This window comes from Serratia sp. OS31, from assembly GCF_014164835.1.
Classification (GTDB): Bacteria; Pseudomonadota; Gammaproteobacteria; order Enterobacterales; family Enterobacteriaceae; genus Serratia; species Serratia liquefaciens_A.
Map to the genome: position 1 here is coordinate 1 of NZ_JACJFQ010000006.1, position 21,208 is coordinate 21,208.

Genomic DNA, 21,208 nt, shown 5'->3' on the forward strand with positions numbered 1-21,208 from the left:
GTCATATACAGGTCCTTTTACGACTGCGGATAATACCATTTGGCAGTGTGTTTTTTTAATTAAGATATTTATTAAAAAGGAAATATCAAAAATATATATTTAAGAATTTTATTTTATTTTTATATAATTATCATTCGATAGTTCATACAATCCCCTGTGGCTTTTAGAGCCACAGGGAACAGATTGAACCATGCAATTGTGCGGGACCATCATACTCGGCGAATTTACAGCGCCGGCTGTACCATAAACTGGCCTGCGCTGCCGCGATCCGCCATTTCCAGCGTCTGGCTGTAGTAGAGGAACGGGAAATGTTCCGAGGTGGACTGATTGAAGTAAACCAGCAGCTCAACGTCCCCGTCGATCCACACCGTGTCTTTCCAACCGCGATCTTCCGCCATTGGTTGCGCACCGTTAACGCGTTTAACCAGGAACTGTACGCCCTGAATGTGGAACGCCTGCGGAGTATCCGCATGGATATTCCAGCGTTCCCAGCTCCCCTGCTGAGTTTGCACATCGATGCGGTTCATGTCCCAGATCGCCCCGTTGATCCCGGCCTGGCTGTCGCCCAAACGGAATTCGCGGGTGCGGCTGACGCTGCCGTCCAACAGCTGATCCGCCAACAGGCGCATCGGCAGGTTATCGGTCACCAGCGGCAATAATCCGGTCGGCTTCAACGTCAGCACCTGGGTTGAAACCAGAATGCTCGAAGGCTCAAACAGACCGCGCAGGCGATCCATAATGCCTGCCGCTTCGCCGGCGGTGATCGTCACCTCATCACCTTTTGACATGTCGATCAAGACTTCGCGGCGTTCGCCCGGTGCCAGCGAAAGCTGCTGTACCGCGACCGGCGCAGGTAAAAAGCCCTGATCGCTGGCGATCACGTTAAGCGGTCGGCCGTCGCTCAGTTGCAGCATGTAGCGACGTGAGTTGGAAGCATTAAGCAGGCGCAGGCGCACCCAACCGCGGGAAACTTCGATGTACGGATTTTGCACGCCGTTAACCAACAGCGTATCGCCGACAAAGCCCCCCTGCGACGGCGGGTCATATTCCGGGGTACCAAAATTATCGAGTCGCTTGTCCTGAATGATTAACGGGAAGTCATCTACGCCATAGTGATTCGGCAACGGCAGCGATTTGCTGACCTCGTCCTCGACCAGCCACAGCCCGGTCAAGCCATTGTAAACATGCGGAGCCATGCGGTTGGGGGTGTTGGCGTGATACCAGCACGTCGCCGCGTTCTGGCGGATCGGCAGCACCGGCGACCAGTCTACGTTGGGAGACATCATGCGCGGTGCGCCGCCCATCAACGTACCCGGCACTTGCAGGCCGCTGATGGTCATCGCCACCGGCTCCGGCAGGCGGTTGCTGTAAATCAGCTTTACGTCATCACCGTTGTAAACCCGCACCGTCGGCCCAAGGTACATGCCGTTGATGCCCCACACCGACGCCTTGCGGTTATCCATAAATGCCCAGTGGGCGCGCTGCAAGGTTAAAAACAGCGGTTGGCCACGGCGGGATTCCAGCAACGGGGGAACAGGTAACGGGGTCTGCGTTCCGCTCGCCTCAGCCCTCAGCGGCACGGCTCCCGCGCACAGCGCCAAGCCCGATGCCTGAATAAACTGACGTCGACTGAGTGACATATTTTCTCCATGAAAAGCAATGACTAAACTTGGTGTAAAAACCCAACCCCGAAGGGGTTGGGCGTTAACGGCATTTGGCGCCGTTTAAAAGTTCATTCTTTGAAGCCGGTAGGAATATTATTTTCCGGCGGCATTGCGCTGGGCGACTTCCGCATCCAGCTCGGCGATTTTCGCCAGCATCAGCTCATGACAATGGGCCGCCAGCTTACGCACATTTTCTCTACCATAGCCGCTGATATCGACCGGCTCCAACATTTCGACGATCGCATGACCATTATTCCAACGGTTAAGATTAATTTTACCGCTGGTGGTAGAAACGCAGATGGGCACAATCGGCACCCCGGCGGCGATTGCCGCATGGAATGCGCCGGTTTTAAACGGCATCAGCCCGCGCCCGCGGCTGCGGGTGCCTTCCGGAAACATCCAGATAGAAATGTCGCGTTTTTTAAACTGTTCGGCGACCTGTGCGATGGTGCCGTGCGCTTTGGCACGATTATCACGGTCAATCAGCAGGTTACCGGTCAGCCAATACAGCGGGCCGAAGAACGGCACCCACAGCAGGCTTTTTTTACCCACGGTCACGGTACGCGGCTGTACCGCTTTGGCGGCGGTCACCATATCGTAGTTATTCTGGTGGTTGGCGATGTAAATGCAGTTGCCATTTTTGGCCGCATCGGCCGGTACGCGGACTTCCACCTTTAAACCGAATAACCCGGAAAGGCGGCCAAACAGATGACCGAAGGTCGCCACATGACGAGGATCGCGCGGGCTGAACAAACAGTAGATAGAACCGAAGATGCACACCAAAATACAATACAGAGTGGCAAGAATGGCACGCAAAATTAATAACATAACAACCTCATTAGCACACTGCCGACGCAGCCTGAAGCGCTGCGCAGATCCCTTTACTCATTCTTTGATTGCAGGGGCTGAAAACCTGCCCTGCATTTTTTTGCTATTTTCCCGCCAGCCGGCGATACGCACAATAATTTTATGCAGAGAAATGTTAACTATTTGAAAATAATTGCCGGTTACGTGAAAAAAAGCGGGCGCAATATGCTGCGCCCGCTGGTTATTCCCTCTGGGTTACTCTTCGCTGTCGCCCGTCGGCGCTCGCGCAGGGGCGTCGATCTCCACGCGATCGATACGCTGCAGACCACGTGGCAGTGATGTACCTTTACGGCCCCGCTCCGCACGGAATTTCTGCAAATCTTCCGGACGCAGCGTCAGCTTGCGTTTACCCACATGCAGCGTCACGGAGGTCTGCGGCGGCAACACGAACAGCCATGTCAGCTTGTCTTCACCAGAGGCAGCCTGCGCCGATGGGATAGAGACAATCTTGTTGCCCTTGCCCTTCGACAGCTGAGGCAGATCGGCAACCGGGAACAGCAGCATGCGGCCCGCCGCGGTAATCGACAGCAGCATATCGTCGTCGCCGTGAATTTCCATCGGCGCCAGCGCTTTGGCGTTGTCCGGCAGGGTTATCATCGCCTTGCCGGCACGGTTACGCGCCACCAAATCGTTGAAGGTACAAACGAAGCCGTAACCGGCGTCGGAAGCCATCAGCAATTTTTGGTCGTCCGCTGCCATCAGCACCTGCTCAATGGTGGCACCTGGCGGTGGCGTCAGCTTGCCGGTCAGCGGCTCACCCTGCCCGCGTGCCGAAGGCAGCGTCAACGGATCCAGCGCGTAGCTGCGTCCGGTGGAGTCGATAAACACCACCGGCTGGTTGGTTTTGCCGCGCGCCGCGCTGCGGAAGCTGTCACCCGCCTTGTAGCTCAGGCCGCTTGGGTCGATATCGTGGCCCTTAGCGCTGCGCACCCAGCCCATTTCAGACAGCACAATGGTCACCGGCTCAGAAGGCACAAAGTCGTGCTCACTCATCGCCTTGGCTTCCGCACGCTCGGTAATCGGCGAGCGGCGATCGTCGCCGTAGGCCAATGCATCGGCCTGGATTTCTTTCTTGATCAGGGTGCTCAGCTTGCGCTCGGAGGCCAGCAGCGCCTGCAGTTGATCCCGCTCTTTAGCCAGTTCATCCTGCTCACCGCGGATCTTGAACTCTTCCAGCTTCGCCAAGTGACGAAGTTTCAGTTCGAGTATCGCTTCGGCCTGAGTGTCTGTAATGCCAAAACGCGCCATCAGCACCGGTTTGGGCTCGTCCTCACTGCGGATGATGTGGATCACTTCATCGATATTGAGGAACGCCACCAGCAAACCTTCGAGGATGTGCAGGCGTTTCAGCACTTTTTCCAGGCGGTAATTCAGGCGGCGGCGCACCGTGTCGCGACGGAACGCCAGCCACTCGGTCAGGATTTCCACCAGCCCTTTGACCTGCGGGCGGTTGTCCAGACCGATCATGTTCATGTTGATGCGGTAGCTGCGTTCCAGATCGGTGGTAGCGAACAGGTGGTTCATCACCTGATCCAGATCGATGCGGTTGGAGCGCGGCACAACCACCAGCCGCGTTGGGTTCTCGTGATCGGATTCATCACGCAGATCTTCAACCATCGGCAGCTTTTTGGCGCGCATCTGGCTGGCGATCTGCTCCAGCACCTTGGCGCCGGAAACCTGATGCGGCAAGGCGGTGATCACCGCACTGCCGTCTTCTTTCTTCCAAACGGCACGCATACGTACTGAACCGCGGCCATTTTGATAAATTTTGCGAATTTCGTCGCGCGGCGTGATGATCTCGGCTTCGGTCGGGAAGTCCGGCCCCTGCACGAATTCGAGCAGGTCTTCAAGCGAAGCCCCCGGTCGCTCAAGCAGCTCCACCGCAGCGGCAGCCACTTCACGCACGTTGTGCGGAGGGATATCGGTCGCCATGCCCACGGCAATGCCGGTGGTACCGTTCAGCAGAATGTTGGGCAGGCGTGCCGGCAACATCTTCGGTTCCTGCATCGTGCCGTCAAAGTTCGGCACCCAGTCAACGGTGCCCTGGCCCAGCTCGGCCAGCAACACTTCCGCATATTTGGACAGGCGCGATTCGGTATAACGCATCGCGGCGAAGGATTTCGGATCGTCCGGTGCCCCCCAGTTCCCCTGGCCGTCCACCAGCGGATAGCGATAAGAGAACGGCTGCGCCATCAATACCATGGCTTCATAACAGGCGCTGTCGCCGTGCGGATGGTATTTACCCAGCACATCACCTACGGTACGGGCGGATTTTTTGAATTTGGCGCTGTTGCTCAGCCCCAGTTCCGACATGGCGTAGATGATGCGGCGCTGTACCGGCTTCAAACCGTCACCGATGTACGGCAACGCCCGATCCATGATGACGTACATGGAATAGTTCAGATAGGCGTTTTCAGTGAATGTGTGCAGCGGTAAACGCTCTACACCGTCATGAGTCAGATCACTCATTACTCAATTATCCTCAGACCGTGGCTTGGCAATCCCTGGACGACAAAGGGTTGATTCTGCCTGCGATAGTAACCCATCAGCGGGGTAGCTGTCACAGATGGCTCTGCAATCATCCGGCGAAGCCGGCGTATCAGGCAGTTTTATGCAAAATAGCGCTATGCGGCGACGCATTTATTGACTCACAGTCAACACTGTTGTGCGCTGGATCGCATTTTTACCTGTATTGCTAACGATTACACTCCTTATCAGCGAAATGTTTCCCGCCCCTGACGCGGAGAACATCACACATTTTAATTCTGACAGGAGCCGTGAAAGATGAGCAATATCCTGATTATCAATGCTAAAAAGCAGTTTGGCCATTCCAACGGCGAACTCAACCAAACTCTGAGCGACGTGGCGGAAAGCTTCCTCCGCGATGTACAGCATCAGGTGCAAGTCACCGTCGTCGACGACGGTTACGACATCGATGCCGAGGTGCAAAAATACCTGTGGGCCGACGTGGTGATTTATCAGATGCCGGGCTGGTGGATGGGCGAGCCGTGGATCCTGAAAAAATACATTGATGAAGTGTTCACCGCCGGGCACGGCAGCCTGTACGCCAGCGATGGTCGCACCCGTTCAGACGCCGGCAAGAAGTACGGCTCCGGCGGCCTGATCCAGGGCAAGAAATACATGCTGAGCCTGACCTGGAATGCCCCGCTGGAAGCCTTTACCGACCCGGATCAGTTCTTCCATGGCGTCGGCGTCGACGGCGTGTATCTGCATTTCCATAAGGCCAATCAGTTCCTGGGAATGGAAGCGCTGCCGACCTTTATCTGTAATGATGTGATTAAACAACCGGATATCGACAGCGACATCGCACGTTATCGCGCGCATCTGACCGAAATTTTTGCTTAACTGGCATTATGCACGTCAATCAATGAGGTAATGATGATCACCGTAATTGCAGAAATCAAAACCAAGCCGGGCCACCGTGAAACGGTTCTGAAGGCGATTGAGAAACTGGTTCCGCTGGTACTGGCAGAGGATGGCTGTAGCGAATATACGCCGATGATCGACAGCCACACCCAGGCGCCATGGCAGAAGCTGTCGCCGGACTCGGTGTTTATGCTGGAGAAATGGGCCAGTCAGGCGCATCTGGAAAAGCATCTGGATATCGCTCACATGCACCGCCATCGTGACACCATCAAAGACAGCGTGCTGGGCGTGACCATTCACGTGCTGGGCAACGCCCTGTAAGCCCTGTAGGGACCGTCAATCGGTTCCTACAGCGTCTGCGCATCAATATGCGCACTGACGTAGTCCAGAAAACAGGTAATACGCGCCGCCAACTGGGTATTGCGGTAATACACCGCATTAATCGGTTGGCGCACGTCCAGCGTTTCCTGCTCCAGCAAGGGGATCAGTCGCCCCGCTCGTTGATCGTCCCGCGTCATGAAATCAGCCAATTGCACTATCCCTTCCCCCCGCAGCGCCAACTGACGCAGGGTCTCACCGCTGGAAGCCGATATTGTCGGGGTAATGGCAAAATGCTGCGCCTGCTGATAGCGCAACGGCCACAGATTGAGCGACTCCGGCTGGGTGAACCCAAGCAGGCAGTGCTCGCGCAGCGCTTCCACACTGCCCGGCGTACCATAACGCGCGAGATATGCCGGGCTGGCGAGAATGCGTAAGCGGCTGGAACCCAACAGGCGCGCATGAATGGTCGAATCCCGCAGTGCACCAATGCGAATGGCAATATCGGTGCGCTTTTCCAGCAGATCGATGATCAGGTTATCGGTATTCAGCTCCAGCTCAATCTGCGGATAGCTTTGCCGGAAACCGGCCACCAGCGGCACGATCACATGCTCCATAAACGGAGCGGCAGCGTTGACCCGCAGTTTCCCGGCAGGGATTAACCTGCGCAGCGCCATTTGCTCTTCGGCGTTTTCCACCGAGTGGATAATCTCGCGTGCGTGGCTGAGAAAGTTCTGACCTTCTTCGGTCAGCTCAAGTCTACGCGTGGTGCGGCGCATCAGGGTCGTATCGAGTTTTTTTTCCAACCGGCTGAGTGCGCGGCTGATGCCGGAGGTGGTCTGACCGAGCTGTTCGGCTGCGGCAGTGATGGAGCCGCTGTCAACGACGGTGGTAAAGGCCAGTAATTCTTCGAGGGTGATTTTCATGCATGCCGCCCAGAGTGGTCGGGTACCGTACGCAGCGCCCCTGCGGAAAGAAGGCCCGGCGGGGAAGCCGGGCCTGACAGTCAGACAGAAAGCTCGGCCATATCGCCTTTGTCCTGCAGCCAGTTACGGCGGTCTTCTGAACGCTTCTTCGCCAGCAGCATGTCCATCATCGCCAGCGTCTGATCCACATCGTCGTCACTCACCGTCAGTTGCACCAGACGGCGGGTATTCGGATCGAGCGTGGTTTCACGCAGCTGCAATGGGTTCATCTCGCCCAGCCCTTTAAAGCGCTGAACGTTCGGCTTGCCTTTTTTGCGCTTCAGCTGTTCCAGCACGCCTGCTTTCTCTTCTTCGTCCAGCGCGTAGTACACCTCTTTGCCGAGGTCGATGCGGTACAGAGGCGGCATCGCCACATACACGTGACCGCCCTTCACCAGCGAACGGAAGTGACGTACGAACAGCGCGCACAGCAGCGTGGCGATGTGCAAGCCGTCGGAGTCCGCATCCGCCAGGATACAGATTTTACCGTAACGCAGTTGGCTAAGATCTTCGCTGTCCGGGTCAATGCCGATCGCCACGGAGATGTCGTGCACTTCCTGCGAGGCCAGCACTTCGTCCGAGGAGACTTCCCAGGTGTTGAGGATTTTGCCTTTCAGCGGCATGATCGCCTGGTATTCGCGATCGCGCGCCTGCTTGGCTGAACCGCCCGCCGAGTCCCCTTCTACCAGGAACAGTTCGGTCATGTTCAGATCCTGCGACGTACAGTCGGCCAGTTTGCCCGGCAGCGCCGGCCCGCTGGTCAGCTTCTTGCGCACCACTTTTTTGGCGGCACGCAAACGACGCTGGGCGCTGGAGATCGCCAACTCGGCCAGCTGTTCCGCCGCCTGAACGTTCTGGTTCAACCACAGGCTGAAGGCGTCTTTCACCACGCCGGAAACGAAGGCCGCACACTGGCGCGATGACAAACGTTCTTTGGTCTGGCCGGCGAACTGCGGATCCTGCATCTTGACCGACAGCACGTAGGCGCAACGGTCCCAGATATCTTCGGCAGACAGCTTAACGCCGCGCGGCAGAATGTTGCGGAATTCGCAGAACTCACGCATCGCGTCCAGCAGGCCCTGACGCAGGCCGTTGACGTGGGTACCGCCCTGCATGGTCGGGATCAGGTTGACGTAGCTTTCGGTCAGCAGCTCACCGCCCTCCGGCAGCCACAGCAACGCCCAGTCCACCGCTTCGGTATCGCCGGAGAAGTTACCGACAAAGGCCGCTTCCGGCAGGGTGATCAGGCCGTTGACCGCTTCCATCAGGTAATCGGTCAGGCCGTCCTGATAGCACCAGCGTTGCTCGGTGTTGTTCAGCTTGTCGATGAAGTAAATTTCGACCCCGGGGCACAGCACCGCTTTGGCCTTCAGCAGGTGGCTGAGGCGCGATACCGAGAAACGCGGGCTGTCGAAGAACTGCTCGTCAGGCCAGAAGTGGATGCTGGTGCCGGTATTGCGTTTGCCGCAGCTGCCGGTCACCGCCAATTCCTGCACCTTGTCGCCGTTTTCGAAGGCAATGCTGTAGACGTTACCGTCACGCTTAACGTTGACTTCCACCCGTTTCGACAGGGCGTTAACCACAGAGATCCCCACGCCATGCAGGCCGCCGGAGAACTGGTAGTTTTTATTGGAAAATTTACCGCCGGCGTGCAGACGACACATGATCAACTCAACCGCAGGTACGCCTTCTTCAGGGTGGATATCCACCGGCATGCCGCGGCCGTCGTCGATCACTTCCAGTGACTGATCGGCGTGCAAAATCACGTCGATGCGCTTGGCGTGACCGGCCAAAGCTTCATCGACACTGTTATCTATCACCTCTTGGCCGAGGTGATTGGGGCGCGTCGTGTCGGTATACATGCCGGGACGACGGCGCACTGGTTCTAGACCGCTGAGTACTTCAATGGCATCAGCGTTATAGCTGGATTGAGTCATCGTTGAATTTTTCGTGGTTAAAGGAAGGAACCGGAACCGCCTGCTCAGACAGCGTTGAGCCCTAAAAAATCCACAATCTGGGGGAAGTAGTGCTCGAAACCGACGAAAGCGTGGTTTCCACCCGATTCCACCGTCTGACGGCACGCAGTGTAATAGGCCACCGCTTGCCCATAATCGAGAATTTCATCGCCCGTTTGTTGCAGCAACCAGATTAAATCCGGTGACTCCAAGGGATCGATCTGCATCGTTTTCAGATCGTAAACGTGTCGTGACTCTAACACATATTGCTGGCCGGTGTAGGGGTTCTCGTTTTCGCCAAGGTAGTCAATCAGCAGCTCAAACGGCTTCACAGCAGGGTTAACCACTACCGCTGGCAGTGAAAAACACTGCGAAAGCCAGGTCGCGTAGTAGCCACCCAGCGAGGAACCGACCAGGCCCATCGTCTGCCCGGCACGCTCCATCACCAGATTTTCGATCATTTCGGCGGCTTCGGCCGGGAAAACCGGCAGCTGTGGCACCAACATTTCGATGTGCGGATGATGCTCGGCCAGCCACGCCTTGAAGGACGTCGCTTTGGCCGAGTACGGCGAACTGTTAAAACCGTGCAGATAGAGCAGTGTAGAAGGCATCAGTACCCATCCGAATCCATGTCGGGGCGGAAATCGTCGTTTTCCAATCGGAAAACCTGCGTCTCGATACGGCCGTCCGGCAACAGGTCAAGATAGCGCCAGCCGGGCGAAACATCGTCGATGGTAAAATTGGTGCAGTGCGGCTTGAACTGTACGCAGGTCGACGGCGACGCCAGCAGACGACGCCCCTGCCACTCCAGATCCAGCTCCTGGTGAATATGCCCGCACAGCAGCGTGTTCACTTTCGGGTAGCGCAGCAGCACCGCACCCAGCATATGTGGGTTGCGCAGGCTGTGCTGATCGAGCCAGGTGCAGCCGGAAGGCAGCGGATGATGGTGCAACAGCATCAGGGTATAGCGCTCGGGATAGGCCTGCAGGCAGCGCTCCATCCACTCGAGCTGGTACTCGCTCAGTTCGCCGTGCGGTACGCCGAAAACCTGACTGTCCAGCAGCAACACCTGCCAGTGGTCGCCCACCAGCACCTGCTTTGACGGAGTGATACCGGCGTCGGCCAATGCGTCGACCATCGCCGGCTGAAAATCATGATTACCCGGCAACCAGACGCAAGGCGCCGGCAGACGGGCAATACCTTCGGCAAAGTGCCGGTAGGCAGCCAATGAATGATCCTGGGCCAAATCGCCGGTGGCGACGACCAAATCAAAATCCCGCTGCTGCGCCAAAATGGCGTCCAACACCGCGTGATAGCTGCGATAGGTATTGATGCCGAGCAAAGTCTCGTTTTCGCCGGCAAAAAGGTGGGTATCTGTTATTTGCAGAATCCTGACCCTGGCCCCACTTGCCACGGTCGGTTTAAACAGGCTTTCCAAATGGTGTCCTTTGTTATCTCAGTCTGTCTAACAAACCGGAACCGCCATCGCTCCATGCGCCAAACAGTAGCGCAACCAATCAGCAAGAAACTGGTTAATTTGATGCTTTTCGTCGCGTTGATGCAACTTTTTGTTGGGATAATCATAACGCGCTTTAAAGCGATAGATCTGCTGACTTGAACACACTTCCGCAACCATCGCGTCATGATACAGGCGCACCGTCATGGCAGGCAGGCTCCAATAGCTGACCGCCGGGGCGGTCTGCTCAATCTGCACCAGCGAGGTATAGCGCGTGGATTCAACAATAGTCAGACGATAACTGGCGCCACTCACCTGATAAGTCACCGTTTCACCCACTTCATCGTTGCGCGGCAGCAAGCGGCGCAATTGCGCGAAGTTGGTTTCGCACAATCTCATCATTTCGGGGAAATCAGGGGTATAGCGCTGTTTCATTAGTTGGCCCACTCTTTTCTCAACGATTCATGGTGCAACGCCAGCCACTGCAATGCAATCACTGATGCCGCGTTATCAATCGCGCCCTCTTCAACCCAGCGGTAAGCCTGTTCGCGGCTGACCACATGGACACGGATATCTTCATGCTCTTCTTCCAGTCCATGGATGCCTTCCGCCGTGGTGGCGTCCACCTCGCCGACCATGATCGACAAGCGCTCGCTGGTGCCGCCGGGGCTCGCCAGATAGCTCAGCACCGGCTTGCAACGCCCGACCACCACGCCGGCTTCTTCCTGCGCTTCGCGGCGGCATACGTCTTCAACGCTCTCGCCGGTTTCGATCATACCCGCCACCATTTCCAGTAGCCAGGGCGAGCTACTGGTATCGACCGCAGCGATACGCAGTTGTTCAATCAGCACCACTTCGTCACGCACCGGGTCATAAGGCAGCAGCACCGCCGCGTGCCCACGCTCGAAAATTTCGCGCTTAATCTCCGGGCTCATGTCGCCGTTGAACAAACGGTGACGAAAGCGATATAAATTGAGTGAAAAAAAACCACGGTAAAGTGTCTCACGTGCAATAATTTCTACATCATTTTTATCGAGAGTAACGGGCGATGGCTGCGAGTGGCTCATAAGCGAATTCTCCTGCGTGAGTATGCCGATAAAATAAACAGTTTTGATGACAGAAACGGCGGGATAATCTTCCGCGGCTTTATGATAGATTGTGAGCCATGATATCAGGTGTGACGTACGCAGCCAGTTGAACTAAGGTAAACAGGCGGCCTGAAAGGTAAAAGTTACGCAAGATGGCACATTCCGCCACCTTATGCGTACAACAGACTCTGTTAGAATCGGCAACTATTTCGTCTATCGTCAGCGCTAACTACATAGCAATATTGCTGCACAACAAGGAATGCAAATGAAGAAACTGCTCCCCCTTCTTATCGGACTGAGCCTGGGCGGCTTCAGTGCAATGAGCCAGGCAGAGAACCTGCTGCAGGTCTACAAACAGGCCAGGGAAAGTAACCCGGATCTGCGCAAAACCGCCGCTGACCGTGACGCCGCATTCGAAAAAATCAACGAAGCGCGCAGCCCATTGCTGCCGCAGTTGGGGTTAAGTGCGGGTTATACCCATACCAATGGTTACCGTGACAGTCGCGATCAGAACAACAATGCCACCAGTGGCTCTCTGGCGTTGACCCAGACTATCTTCGACATGTCCAAATGGCGCGCGCTGACGCTACAGGAAAAAACCGCCGGCATCTCCGACGTGACTTTCCAGACTTCGTCACAACAGCTGATCCTCGATACTGCCACCGCCTATTTCAACGTGTTGAGCGCCATCGACTCACTGTCCTATACCCAAGCGCAGAAACAGGCGGTTTATCGCACCCTGGATCAAACCACCCAGCGCTTTAACGTTGGCCTGGTAGCGATCACCGACGTGCAGAACGCCCGTTCCAACTACGATACGGTGCTGGCGGCGGAAGTAACCGCCCGCAATACCCTGGATAACGCGTTGGAAAAACTGCGTCAGGTCACCGGCACCTTCTACCCGGAGCTGGCTTCGCTGAATACCGACCGTTTCAGCACCCAGCGCCCGGAAGCGGTCAATAACCTGCTGAAAGAAGCGGAAAGCCGTAACCTGAGCCTGCTGTCCGCTCGTCTGAGCCAGGACCTGGCCCGCGAGCAAATCCGCTCAGCGCAAACCGGCTATATGCCGACGATTGACTTCAACGCCTCTACGGCGGTGACCAATACCAAGAACAACGGCTCGCGCAACAATACGCCAGACTCTGATATTGGTCAGAACAAAGTGGGCCTGAGCTTCAATATGCCACTGTACAGCGGCGGCCAGACCAATTCGCAGGTGCAACAGGCGCAGTACAACTTCGTCGGTGCCAGCGAGCAGTTGGAAAGCGCACACCGCAGCGTAGTACAGACCGTTCGTTCCTCATTCAATAACGTGAACGCCTCAATCAGCAGCATCAACGCCTACAAACAGGCGGTGGTATCTGCCCAGAGTTCACTGGATGCGATGGAAGCCGGTTATCAGGTAGGTACCCGTACCATCGTCGACGTGTTGGATGCCACCACCACGCTGTATAACGCCAAGCAACAGCTCTCCAGCGCGCGTTATACCTATCTGATCAACCAGTTGAACATCAAGTCTGCGCTCGGCACCTTGAACGAGAACGACCTGCTGTTGCTGAACGGCGCATTAGGCAAACCGATTTCTACCTCGCAAGACGTGGTAGCGCCACCGACCGCGGCACAAGACGCTTATGCTGACGGTTATCAGGACAATGCCCCTGCGCAGCAAAGCGCAGCGCCGGCACCGGTTGCCGCCACCCGGTTATCTGCGCCGGTGAGCACAACCACTCCGCCTGTTCGCAACAGCGGCAATCCGTTCCGCAACTGATTCGCGCACAGCATTGAAAACGGGGGATGGCATCTGCCAGCCCCGTTTTTTTTGTCTCTGCTTATAGGTTTGGATCCTCAGCCCCAATGGCAGGAGTACACTTCCGTGCGTTTGGGCTGAAGATCTGGCTGAAGATCGAGAAAGGGCTCAAATAACCTGCATAAGTGCTTTCATGTATCCCATCGCATAGGCCATACCCGAGTGCCATGGCGCCTCACAGCTCATCTGCGGCGAATGATCGGGGATCAATACGCCGTCAAATTTGCACTCTTTTAGCACTCGCAACACCTTCGGCATGTCTATGTCGCCTTCATCGATAAAGGTTTCATGGTAGTACGGCACTTTGCCTTTCACATTGCGAAAGTGGATATAGGCAATGGCATCCTGCTGTGCATACTGCTCCACCGCCTGGTAGACATCCCCCTCTGACATTTCGGCGATGGTGCCAAGGCAGAATTCCAGGGCATTGGCGCGGCTGGGTTGCAAATCCAGCAGTTTTTGATACAAATGCGGTTGATTGACCAACCGCGGCTGACCGCGTACAAACTCGAGCGGCGGATCATCCGGATGCGCTGCCAGCCTGACGCCAGCCTCTTCCGCTACCGGGATAATCTGCGCCAGGAACCACTCAAGACGCTGCCAAAGCTGCTCTGTCGTCGTCACCTCTCTCAACCCTGTAGCCTCTTCATCCACCACCATATTCCACGCCATGCTGGCAGGTAGCGGGCTTTCTGTTTGCTCATTGGCCCCGTTTAGCCCAACGGTTTTTGCTCCGCCCCGCGCTTTATTTTCCTCTATTCGACCGGCGACGCCGGCCAGGCTGAAGTTATAGCCAAAAACGGGAATACCTGCGGCGCCCACATTGCGAATAATTTGTTTAACCGTTTCTATCTGCTGAGTTTTTTTGGGGCCATCAAACAGAATGTCGTCCCAATGGCAGGGATCGAAGTTTTCGATGGCAAAAAATGTCAGGCCGAATTTCTCCATCCGGGCACGAATGTCGAGCAGCTCTTCCGTGCTCCAGATCTCCGCCTGTGCCGTTCCCCACCCTTGAGTGTCGCCCACGGGCTGATTCGAACGAGAAAAGCGATCGTTTCGATGAAAGTAATCCACCATGTGCACCACGATATGCGTCGCACCGCACTGGCGAGCAAAGGCAAAGTGCTCATCATCCAGCATATGCTTGTACAGACCGAAACCCAGTTTCATCACGTTATCTCCTGAAGAAAAAATTTTATTTATAACCGATTACGGATTCGTACCCTGCCCTCAGGCATAAGCTATCAACCTGTAGGACAGGCTATGGGAAATAAAAATAACAGAAAAGAGGCAAATCACCGCGATGTGATCTTCATCGTCAATATGGCAACGGCAAACCGTCGGAAAGAAGAGGGGGTGATATCATCACGGCTATCGCTTTATCTCGTTTGGATGGGATCCGATGGAGAACACTTCAAGCTGGCAACGCCTGATCGAAGGCGAACTGCCGCCGGCACAGCGCCCTGCGCCGGCAATCTATGCTTCCTGGCTGCGTTGTCGCAACCTGATGCAGCCTGCGGTGTGGAAAGCGCCCCACTGCGCGCTGGGCGCCACTTTCACGTCAATCTGCCAGCGTAAGAACGATCTGCTGACGCTGGGCCAGGCGGCGCTGGAAGACGCCTGTGAATACATGGAACAGCGCCGCTGCCTGCTGGCTATCCTCGACGAAAGCGGCTGCATGCTGTGGCTGTGCGGCGATGCTCTGACCCGCGAACGTCTGCAACAGTTGGGGTTTATCCCCGGCGCCTACTGGGCGGAAGGTGATATCGGCACCAATGCACCGTCGCTGGCGGCGGCGGAGGGTCATCCGATACAGGTACGCGGTAGCGAGCACGTGCGTCAGGCGCTGCACGACTGGTCATTCTGCGCCACCCCGGTCTATGACAACAGCGGCCGCCAGCGCGGGTCGATTGCGCTGGGCTGCCTGCTGGCCGACTGCGCCGCCGGCGATCTGTCTCTGACGCTGGCACTGGCACGCGAAATCGGTAATTCGCTGAATGCCGACGGCCTCCTCGCCGAGTCCAACCGCCACCTGAATCAGCTTTACGGCCTGCTCGACGGGGTGGATGACGGCGTCATGGCCTGGGACCATCGCGGCTACCTGCAGTACATCAACCAGCGTGCCGCCACCCTGTTGAAACTGGATGAGCAGCAAAGCCAGGGCAAACCGCTGACACAATTGCTGACGCTGCCCGCGTTGCTCAACCGAGCCATCGCCCAGCGTCAGGCGCTGCAGCACGTTGAAGTCACCTTCGAAAGCCAACGGCAGTTTATCGCCACGCTATTGACCCTGAAGCCGATCTTCGACGGCGAACGCTGCAGCTTTATCGCCCTGCTGCACCCGCTGGAAAGATTGCGCCAGTATGTCAGCAGCCAATTGGGGCGCGTCAGCCACAGCTTTGAACAGATGCCGTCCGCCTCGCTGGAAATGCGCCGGCTGATCCGCTACGGCCAGCAGGCGGCGAAGGGGCAGCATCCCATTTTGCTGTGTGGCGAAGAAGGCGTCGGCAAGGAACAACTCAGCCAGGCGATCCACAATGCCAGCGATCGCGCCGCCGGGCCTTATATCGCCCTCAACTGCCAGCTATTGCCGGAGGCCCAGGGGTTGCGTGAGCTGCTGGGCAGCGACGCCAACGAAGAAGAAGCGGGCCAGCTCAGCAAGTTTGAACTGGCCAACGGCGGGACGCTGTACCTGGAGCAGATCGAGTATCTGCCGGTAGAAATGCAGTCGGCGCTGCTGCAGGTGCTGAAAACCGGTGTGGTAATGCGGCTCAACTCGAACCGGGTGATCCCGGTCGACGTGCGGGTGATCGCCAGCAGCGCCGCCAATCTGCCGCTGTTGGTGCAGCAAAATCGCTTCCGTCGTCAGCTGTTTTACAGCCTGCAGGCGTTCGAGATCCAGATCCCGGCGTTACGCCAGCGCCTGAGCGATATTCCGCTGTTGGTGAAACATCATCTGCGTACGCTGGAACAGCATTTCCAGTGCCGATTCCGGGTGGATGACGAGGTGATGGCCCAACTTGGGCTCTATCTGTGGCCCGGCAACGATCTGGAGCTCAAAGGCGTGGTGGAGCGCACGGCGATGATGTGCCACGGCCACCACCTGCAACTGGCCGATCTGCCCGAGCACCTGCTCGGTCAACAGCCCTTACTGGAGAGCGATCCGCAGCCGGGTATGTCGTTGTTAACATTGGCGGAAATGGAGCGTCAGGCAATCATTCGCGCGGCCAACGTCAGCCGCGGACAGTTGAATGAAATGGCGCAGCTGCTGGGGATTGGTCGTACTACGCTGTGGCGGAAAATCAAACAGTATCAGATTGATATCCGCCAGTTTAAGCTGCGCGCCTGAGGCGGCCGTCAGTGGCTGAGCTGCAATACCCCGCGCGCCGCATCCAGCATCGCTTTTTGGCCGTTGCGGGTTTTGCTCATGCAGTCATGCATGCCAATCACCATCGGGATCCCCATCGCCTTCGCGAGGATCGCGCTGTGCGACAGCGCATTGCCACCGCTCAGGCAGATGCCAAGCACCAGCCGGCGATCTAACATCACCACGTCAGACGGCATCAGTTCGTCCATGACCAGGATCGACGGAGCGGTCAGCGTGATTAACGGCAACGGCTGCTGCTGCAGATGGCTCAAGGTGCGGCGCAGCATGTCGCGCACATCCAACTCGCGCGCCCGCATATATTCGTCGTCCAGCGCGCGATACTCCTCGGCTATCGCCTCCATTTCCTGCTGCCAGGCCTGCTCGGCGCTGCATTGCTGACGGGCAATGCGGGTATAGGCCGCCTGCTGCAGGTCCGGATCGTCCACCAGCATGCTGTGCGCGCCGAAAATCGCCGCCTGCGGCTTGCCAATCAACGAACCGGTGCGTTCCGCCAGGCGGTTCAAATCACCCAAGGTGTGCTGCAGTGCTTCACGGAGCCGCTGCTGTTCGTTCAGTACGTCGTCGGCGCCAATCTGGCGTTCGATGACCTTAGGACAGAAGCTGTGCGCCTGCCATACCGGGCCGCTGGTGACGCTTTCCGCCACCGGGATACCGTGCAGCGAAGGCAAGCTTTGCTCAGAAACCGTCTCGCCAAAGTGTTGCTCCGCCAGTGCGCTAAAGGCCGCTAACGCCTGATCGGCCTGCTCCCCGTCGGCAATCAGCCGGATGGTGTCGCCATGACGCACCTGCAACAATGCCAGCTGGTTAAGGCTGCGAGGGTTGGCGCACTGCCCCTGCTTTTCCAGCACCAGTTCGGCATCGAACGGCGCCAGCGTTTCCGCCAGCCGCGCCGCCGGGCGGGCGTGCAGCCCATGGGGGTTCTGCACCGTCCAACTGACGCTTTTCCCCTGCGTCAGCGGTAATTCAACGTTTTTGACCACGGGAGGAGCGGCCTCGCCCAGCTGCGCCTGTTTGGCCTGCAGCGCGCCCTGCGCCTCGGCCAGCACCTGCTCCAACCCCGCGCCGGCATTGGCGGCGACCACGGCGGCCAGCGTCCCTTCCACCAACGGTGCCGAACACAGCCTGACTTTGGCAGCCAGCGCCGGATCCAGCAGATCGATGGCGGTTTCGGCGCTCAACAGCGCGCTGCCCAAGTCCATCAGCACAACAATGCCCGCGCCCTCGGCCACCGACTCTATCGCCTCCATCACCTTGATCGCGTCGGTGCCAATCGGGTGCTCCGCATCATCGACACCCGCCGCCAGCGCCAGCTTGCAGCCGTCGCCTCGCATCATCTGCAATGCCAGTTCCTCAACGCCGCGAGCCAATTGCGCGCTGTGTGAAACTACAACGATATTGATCATCTCGCCTCCTGCTATTGGCCGGCGACCTCTGCCAGCGTTTTCATCATCAGCATCACCGAAGTCGCGCCCGGGTCCTGATGGCCAATGCTGCGCTCACCCAGGTAGCTGGCTCGCCCTTTGCGTGCCTGCATGGTGATGGTGCTTTCGACCGCCTGCTCCGCCCGCTCACTGGCGCGCTGCAGGGCTTCCGCCACGCTGAGCTGCTGCTCAACCGATTGACCAAGGCTGTCCACCACCGCCCACCAGGCGTCGCACATGGTTTTATCACCCGGTTCCGCCTTGCCGCGCATCACTACGCCGTCAACGCCTTCCTGCATCAGTTGATGCAGCTCCGCCAGATCCAGGCTCTGCTTGGCGTTGGCCGCCTGTGCCGCACGGATGAAGAAGGTGCCAAACAGCGGACCGCTGGCGCCGCCCACGCTGGAAAGCAGCGTCATGCCGGTGTTTTTCAGGATAAAACCAATGTCTTTGTCCGCCACCGAAGGCAGTTTCTCCACCACCTTGTTGAAGCCGCGGTTCATGTTCAGCCCGTGGTCGGCGTCGCCGATCTCGGTATCCAGCCGGGTCAAGAAATCGCGCTGCTGAGTGAACACTTCGCCGCAACGCATCAGCCAATCGACCACTTGTTGTTTGGTTAACGCCATAATTCCTCCTCAGCAACCCCAACGCAGCGCAGGCGTTTTCACCGGCGCATCCCACAGGGACAACAGTTCGTCATCCACCTTCAGCAGCGTGATTGAAACCCCTTGCATATCCAGCGACGTGCAGTAGGAACCGATCAGGCTGCGTTCGACGATCATCCCCGCTTCGGCACAGCGTTCCGCCAGACGGTGATAGACGCCATACAGCTCGGACAGGGGCGTCGCGCCCAGGTTGTTCACCAATGCAATCACGCGATCGCCACGCGTCAGCGGCTGTTTGGTTTGCGCTTCATCACGCCATTCTCCCTGCTGACGATCCCAGACGCGGAGGGTGCGCTGGTAGTGGCCATGGTCTATCAGGGTATGGAACATGTCGTCCACCGCCGCATTGAGGGTGGTAAACTGACGCCGCGCAATGCCCGGCTCGCCATGAATGCCGACGCCAAACTCCATCTCGTTTTCCGCCAGCACGAACGAGGGCTTGCCGGCGGCCGGTACGGTACAGGCCCCCAATGCGATGCCGATCGAATGCCCGTGATTATTGATGCTGTGACCCAACGTCACCAGGCTATCCAGATCGTCGCCGCGCGCCGCTGCCGCACCGAGCAGTTTTTCCATCAGCACGGTATTGGCCACCCCACGACGTCCGGCGGTGAACAGGCTGTCTTTGACCGCCACGTCATCGTCCACCAGCACCGTCGCCACCTGGACGCCGCTGTCGTGCAGCAGCTCGGTGGCGGTTTCAAAGTTCAGCACGTCGCCGGTGTAGTTTTTTATCAGCAGCAGCACCCCGGCACCGCCGTCGATCGCCTGGCCACACTCGTACATTTTGTCCGGCGTTGGCGAGGTGAAAATTTCGCCCGGGCAGGCGCCGTCGAGCATACCTTCGCCAACAAAACCGCAGTGCATCGGCTCATGGCCGCTACCGCCGCCGGACAGGATCGCCACTTTGCCCGCGACCGGCGCGTCGGCGCGAGTGACAAACACCGGCTCCTGATGCACCAACAGCTCCGGGTGCGCCTCCGCCAGCCCCAGCAGTTGCTCTTCCAGTACCGATTCCACCTTATTAATCAGTTTCTTCACGGTTATTTCCTCGTTTGGCCCACGGGACGCAGCCTGCTGCGCCCCTGCGGTATCAGCTTGAGTGTCGTTGCAGCCAGGCATTGCCCAGCCGATCTGCCGTCAGAATGGCCGCCTGAACGCTTGCCGGCGTGACCTTGAACGGCATGTTGTGAATTGTTTCGCCGGCGGCGCAGCTGGCTTCGGCAACCGCCATGATTTTCTCTGCCGCATCGCCGCTAACCCCCATTTGCGCCAGCGTGATCGGCAAACCGAGCTGCTGACAGAAATCCAGCACCGTTTCGATCTGCTCCATGCTGCTGTTTTGCAACACCAGTTGCGACAGCGTGCCAAAAGCCACTTTCTCGCCGTGGTACAGATGATGGCACTCTTCGAGCACGGTAAAGCCGTTGTGGATGGCATGCGCCCCCGCCAACCCGCTGCTTTCAAAGCCGATGCCGCTCAGGTAGGTATTGGCCTCGATAATGCGTTCGACCGCCTCCGTCACCACCCCGGCCTCGACCGCCAGCTTGGCCTTGACGCCCTCCGCCAACAGTGTCTCATAACACAGGCGCGCCAGGCTGAGGGCCGCCAGCGTCGATTTTCCGCCCGCCATACTGGTGGCCTGCGCATCGAAACACGCCTGCGCCTCAAAATAAGTCGACAGCGCATCGCCCATGCCCGCCACCAGCAGCCGCACCGGGGCCTTGGCGATAATGGCACTGTCCATCACCACCATGTCCGGATTGCGCGGATAAATCAGGTATTCGGCAAATTCGCCCTGTTCGGTATAAATCACCGACAGCGCGCTGGTCGGCGCATCGGTAGAGGCAATCGTCGGGATCAGCACCACCGGCAGGTGCTGGTAATACGCAATCGCTTTGGCAGTATCCAGCGTTTTGCCGCCGCCGATGCCAATCACACCGTGACAGCCGTGAGCCTTGAGCTCCTGGCCGAGCCGGTCGATTTCCTTATGGCAGCATTCGCCGTTGAACACGCAGGCATGGTGCTTCACCCCGTGCTGTTGCAGGCTGCCCATCAGGGTATCGCCCGCCAGCTTCATCACGAAGTCGTCGGCAATCACGAAATAATGGTCGGCAAGGTTTTTGGCGTATTCGCCCACGGCGGCCAATGCGTTGGCGCCTTGAATGTACTTGCCTGGAGACTGGATGATTCTCAACATAACCGGATCCTTGTAGGGAAATTGGCG

At 57.7% G+C, this 21,208-nt stretch carries 18 protein-coding genes; 4 read left to right on the forward strand and 14 right to left on the reverse strand.

Annotated elements, in window-relative coordinates; genetic code table 11:
* Nucleotides 1-224: 224 nt before the first annotated feature.
* The 3 genes from ftsP to parC form a co-directional block, all read right to left on the reverse strand.
* Complete coding sequence (ftsP, locus tag H5P17_RS07165) at nt 225-1,640, reverse strand: cell division protein FtsP (protein ID WP_182822115.1); 1,416 nt, start codon at nt 1,638-1,640, stop codon at nt 225-227.
* A 117-nt stretch (nt 1,641-1,757) separates the two neighbouring features.
* Entirely contained in the window at nt 1,758-2,492 is a 735-nt protein-coding gene (locus tag H5P17_RS07170) for a 1-acylglycerol-3-phosphate O-acyltransferase (RefSeq protein ID WP_182822117.1), read from the reverse strand.
* 234 nt (nt 2,493-2,726) lie between these two features.
* Nucleotides 2,727-5,000, reverse strand: coding sequence for a DNA topoisomerase IV subunit A (gene parC / locus H5P17_RS07175; RefSeq protein ID WP_044553520.1), 2,274 nt, complete (start codon nt 4,998-5,000; stop codon nt 2,727-2,729).
* Nucleotides 5,001-5,315: 315 nt separating this feature from the next.
* Between parC and H5P17_RS07180 the strand changes: the two genes are divergently transcribed.
* A complete protein-coding gene (locus H5P17_RS07180) occupies nt 5,316-5,897 on the forward strand; it encodes an NAD(P)H-dependent oxidoreductase (protein ID WP_044553522.1) in 582 nt (193 codons plus the stop codon).
* Nucleotides 5,898-5,930: 33 nt separating this feature from the next.
* The gene (locus H5P17_RS07185) at nt 5,931-6,239 is read left to right on the forward strand and encodes a putative quinol monooxygenase (protein WP_020828683.1); all 309 of its coding nucleotides are present in this window, start codon (nt 5,931-5,933) and stop codon (nt 6,237-6,239) included.
* Nucleotides 6,240-6,265: 26 nt separating this feature from the next.
* On the opposite strand, the gene H5P17_RS07190 is transcribed toward H5P17_RS07185, so the two are convergent.
* The 6 genes from H5P17_RS07190 to nudF all read right to left on the reverse strand — a co-directional run bounded on the left by H5P17_RS07190 (nt 6,266) and on the right by nudF (nt 11,679).
* Nucleotides 6,266-7,162 (reverse strand): LysR substrate-binding domain-containing protein, encoded by an 897-nt coding sequence (locus H5P17_RS07190; RefSeq protein WP_044553523.1) that lies wholly within the window; start codon nt 7,160-7,162, stop codon nt 6,266-6,268.
* 80 nt (nt 7,163-7,242) lie between these two features.
* Nucleotides 7,243-9,138, reverse strand: coding sequence for a DNA topoisomerase IV subunit B (gene parE, locus H5P17_RS07195; RefSeq protein WP_020828685.1), 1,896 nt, complete (start codon nt 9,136-9,138; stop codon nt 7,243-7,245).
* A 44-nt stretch (nt 9,139-9,182) separates the two neighbouring features.
* Nucleotides 9,183-9,767, reverse strand: a complete 585-nt coding sequence (gene yqiA / locus H5P17_RS07200) for an esterase YqiA (protein ID WP_020828686.1) — start codon at nt 9,765-9,767, stop codon at nt 9,183-9,185.
* Nucleotides 9,767-10,594, reverse strand: a complete 828-nt coding sequence (gene cpdA / locus H5P17_RS07205) for a 3',5'-cyclic-AMP phosphodiesterase (protein WP_044553525.1) — start codon at nt 10,592-10,594, stop codon at nt 9,767-9,769. Before cpdA ends, yqiA begins: the two co-directional genes overlap by 1 nt.
* 27 nt (nt 10,595-10,621) lie before the next feature.
* Nucleotides 10,622-11,047, reverse strand: coding sequence for a DUF1249 family protein (locus H5P17_RS07210; protein WP_044553527.1), 426 nt, complete (start codon nt 11,045-11,047; stop codon nt 10,622-10,624).
* Nucleotides 11,047-11,679 carry an ADP-ribose diphosphatase gene (nudF, locus tag H5P17_RS07215; protein ID WP_044553528.1) on the reverse strand — a complete coding sequence of 211 codons (633 nt, stop codon included), beginning with the start codon at nt 11,677-11,679 and terminating at the stop codon, nt 11,047-11,049. The genes H5P17_RS07210 and nudF overlap by 1 nt, the downstream gene beginning before the upstream one ends.
* Before the next feature lie 286 nt (nt 11,680-11,965).
* Here nudF and tolC point away from each other — a divergent pair, with 286 nt between their 5' ends.
* A complete protein-coding gene (tolC, locus tag H5P17_RS07220) occupies nt 11,966-13,468 on the forward strand; it encodes an outer membrane channel protein TolC (protein ID WP_182822118.1) in 1,503 nt (500 codons plus the stop codon).
* A gap of 147 nt (nt 13,469-13,615) precedes the next feature.
* On the opposite strand, the gene H5P17_RS07225 is transcribed toward tolC, so the two are convergent.
* Nucleotides 13,616-14,677, reverse strand: a complete 1,062-nt coding sequence (locus H5P17_RS07225) for a mannonate dehydratase (RefSeq protein WP_182822224.1) — start codon at nt 14,675-14,677, stop codon at nt 13,616-13,618.
* Between the two features lie 232 nt (nt 14,678-14,909).
* Here H5P17_RS07225 and dhaR point away from each other — a divergent pair, with 232 nt between their 5' ends.
* Entirely contained in the window at nt 14,910-16,856 is a 1,947-nt protein-coding gene (gene dhaR, locus H5P17_RS07230) for a dihydroxyacetone kinase operon transcriptional regulator DhaR (RefSeq protein ID WP_182822120.1), read from the forward strand.
* Nucleotides 16,857-16,864: 8 nt separating this feature from the next.
* On the opposite strand, the gene dhaM is transcribed toward dhaR, so the two are convergent.
* The 4 genes from dhaM to H5P17_RS07250 are packed head-to-tail and all read right to left on the reverse strand — an operon-like array spanning nt 16,865 to nt 21,181.
* Nucleotides 16,865-18,298, reverse strand: coding sequence for a dihydroxyacetone kinase phosphoryl donor subunit DhaM (gene dhaM / locus H5P17_RS07235; protein WP_182822121.1), 1,434 nt, complete (start codon nt 18,296-18,298; stop codon nt 16,865-16,867).
* Nucleotides 18,299-18,309: 11 nt separating this feature from the next.
* Nucleotides 18,310-18,942, reverse strand: a complete 633-nt coding sequence (gene dhaL / locus H5P17_RS07240) for a dihydroxyacetone kinase subunit DhaL (protein ID WP_182822123.1) — start codon at nt 18,940-18,942, stop codon at nt 18,310-18,312.
* A 9-nt stretch (nt 18,943-18,951) separates the two neighbouring features.
* Entirely contained in the window at nt 18,952-20,022 is a 1,071-nt protein-coding gene (gene dhaK, locus H5P17_RS07245; protein WP_182822124.1) for a dihydroxyacetone kinase subunit DhaK, read from the reverse strand.
* A gap of 52 nt (nt 20,023-20,074) precedes the next feature.
* Nucleotides 20,075-21,181, reverse strand: a complete 1,107-nt coding sequence (locus H5P17_RS07250; protein ID WP_182822126.1) for a glycerol dehydrogenase — start codon at nt 21,179-21,181, stop codon at nt 20,075-20,077.
* Nucleotides 21,182-21,208 lie beyond the last annotated feature (27 nt).

Bases quoted from the DNA above. Each gene is read 5' to 3' on its own strand.
- H5P17_RS07225 (WP_182822224.1), bottom strand. From the start codon at position 14,677: ATGAAACTGGGTTTCGGTCTGTACAAGCATATGCTGGATGATGAGCAC.
- H5P17_RS07170 (WP_182822117.1), bottom strand. From the start codon at position 2,492: ATGTTATTAATTTTGCGTGCCATTCTTGCCACTCTGTATTGTATTTTG.
- H5P17_RS07180 (WP_044553522.1), top strand. From the start codon at position 5,316: ATGAGCAATATCCTGATTATCAATGCTAAAAAGCAGTTTGGCCATTCC.
- parC (WP_044553520.1), bottom strand. From the start codon at position 5,000: ATGAGTGATCTGACTCATGACGGTGTAGAGCGTTTACCGCTGCACACA.
- nudF (WP_044553528.1), bottom strand. From the start codon at position 11,679: ATGAGCCACTCGCAGCCATCGCCCGTTACTCTCGATAAAAATGATGTA.
- ftsP (WP_182822115.1), bottom strand. From the start codon at position 1,640: ATGTCACTCAGTCGACGTCAGTTTATTCAGGCATCGGGCTTGGCGCTG.
- yqiA (WP_020828686.1), bottom strand. From the start codon at position 9,767: ATGCCTTCTACACTGCTCTATCTGCACGGTTTTAACAGTTCGCCGTAC.
- tolC (WP_182822118.1), top strand. From the start codon at position 11,966: ATGAAGAAACTGCTCCCCCTTCTTATCGGACTGAGCCTGGGCGGCTTC.
- parE (WP_020828685.1), bottom strand. From the start codon at position 9,138: ATGACTCAATCCAGCTATAACGCTGATGCCATTGAAGTACTCAGCGGT.
- dhaR (WP_182822120.1), top strand. From the start codon at position 14,910: ATGGAGAACACTTCAAGCTGGCAACGCCTGATCGAAGGCGAACTGCCG.
- H5P17_RS07250 (WP_182822126.1), bottom strand. From the start codon at position 21,181: ATGTTGAGAATCATCCAGTCTCCAGGCAAGTACATTCAAGGCGCCAAC.
- H5P17_RS07190 (WP_044553523.1), bottom strand. From the start codon at position 7,162: ATGAAAATCACCCTCGAAGAATTACTGGCCTTTACCACCGTCGTTGAC.
- dhaM (WP_182822121.1), bottom strand. From the start codon at position 18,298: ATGATCAATATCGTTGTAGTTTCACACAGCGCGCAATTGGCTCGCGGC.
- dhaL (WP_182822123.1), bottom strand. From the start codon at position 18,942: ATGGCGTTAACCAAACAACAAGTGGTCGATTGGCTGATGCGTTGCGGC.
- H5P17_RS07210 (WP_044553527.1), bottom strand. From the start codon at position 11,047: ATGAAACAGCGCTATACCCCTGATTTCCCCGAAATGATGAGATTGTGC.
- H5P17_RS07185 (WP_020828683.1), top strand. From the start codon at position 5,931: ATGATCACCGTAATTGCAGAAATCAAAACCAAGCCGGGCCACCGTGAA.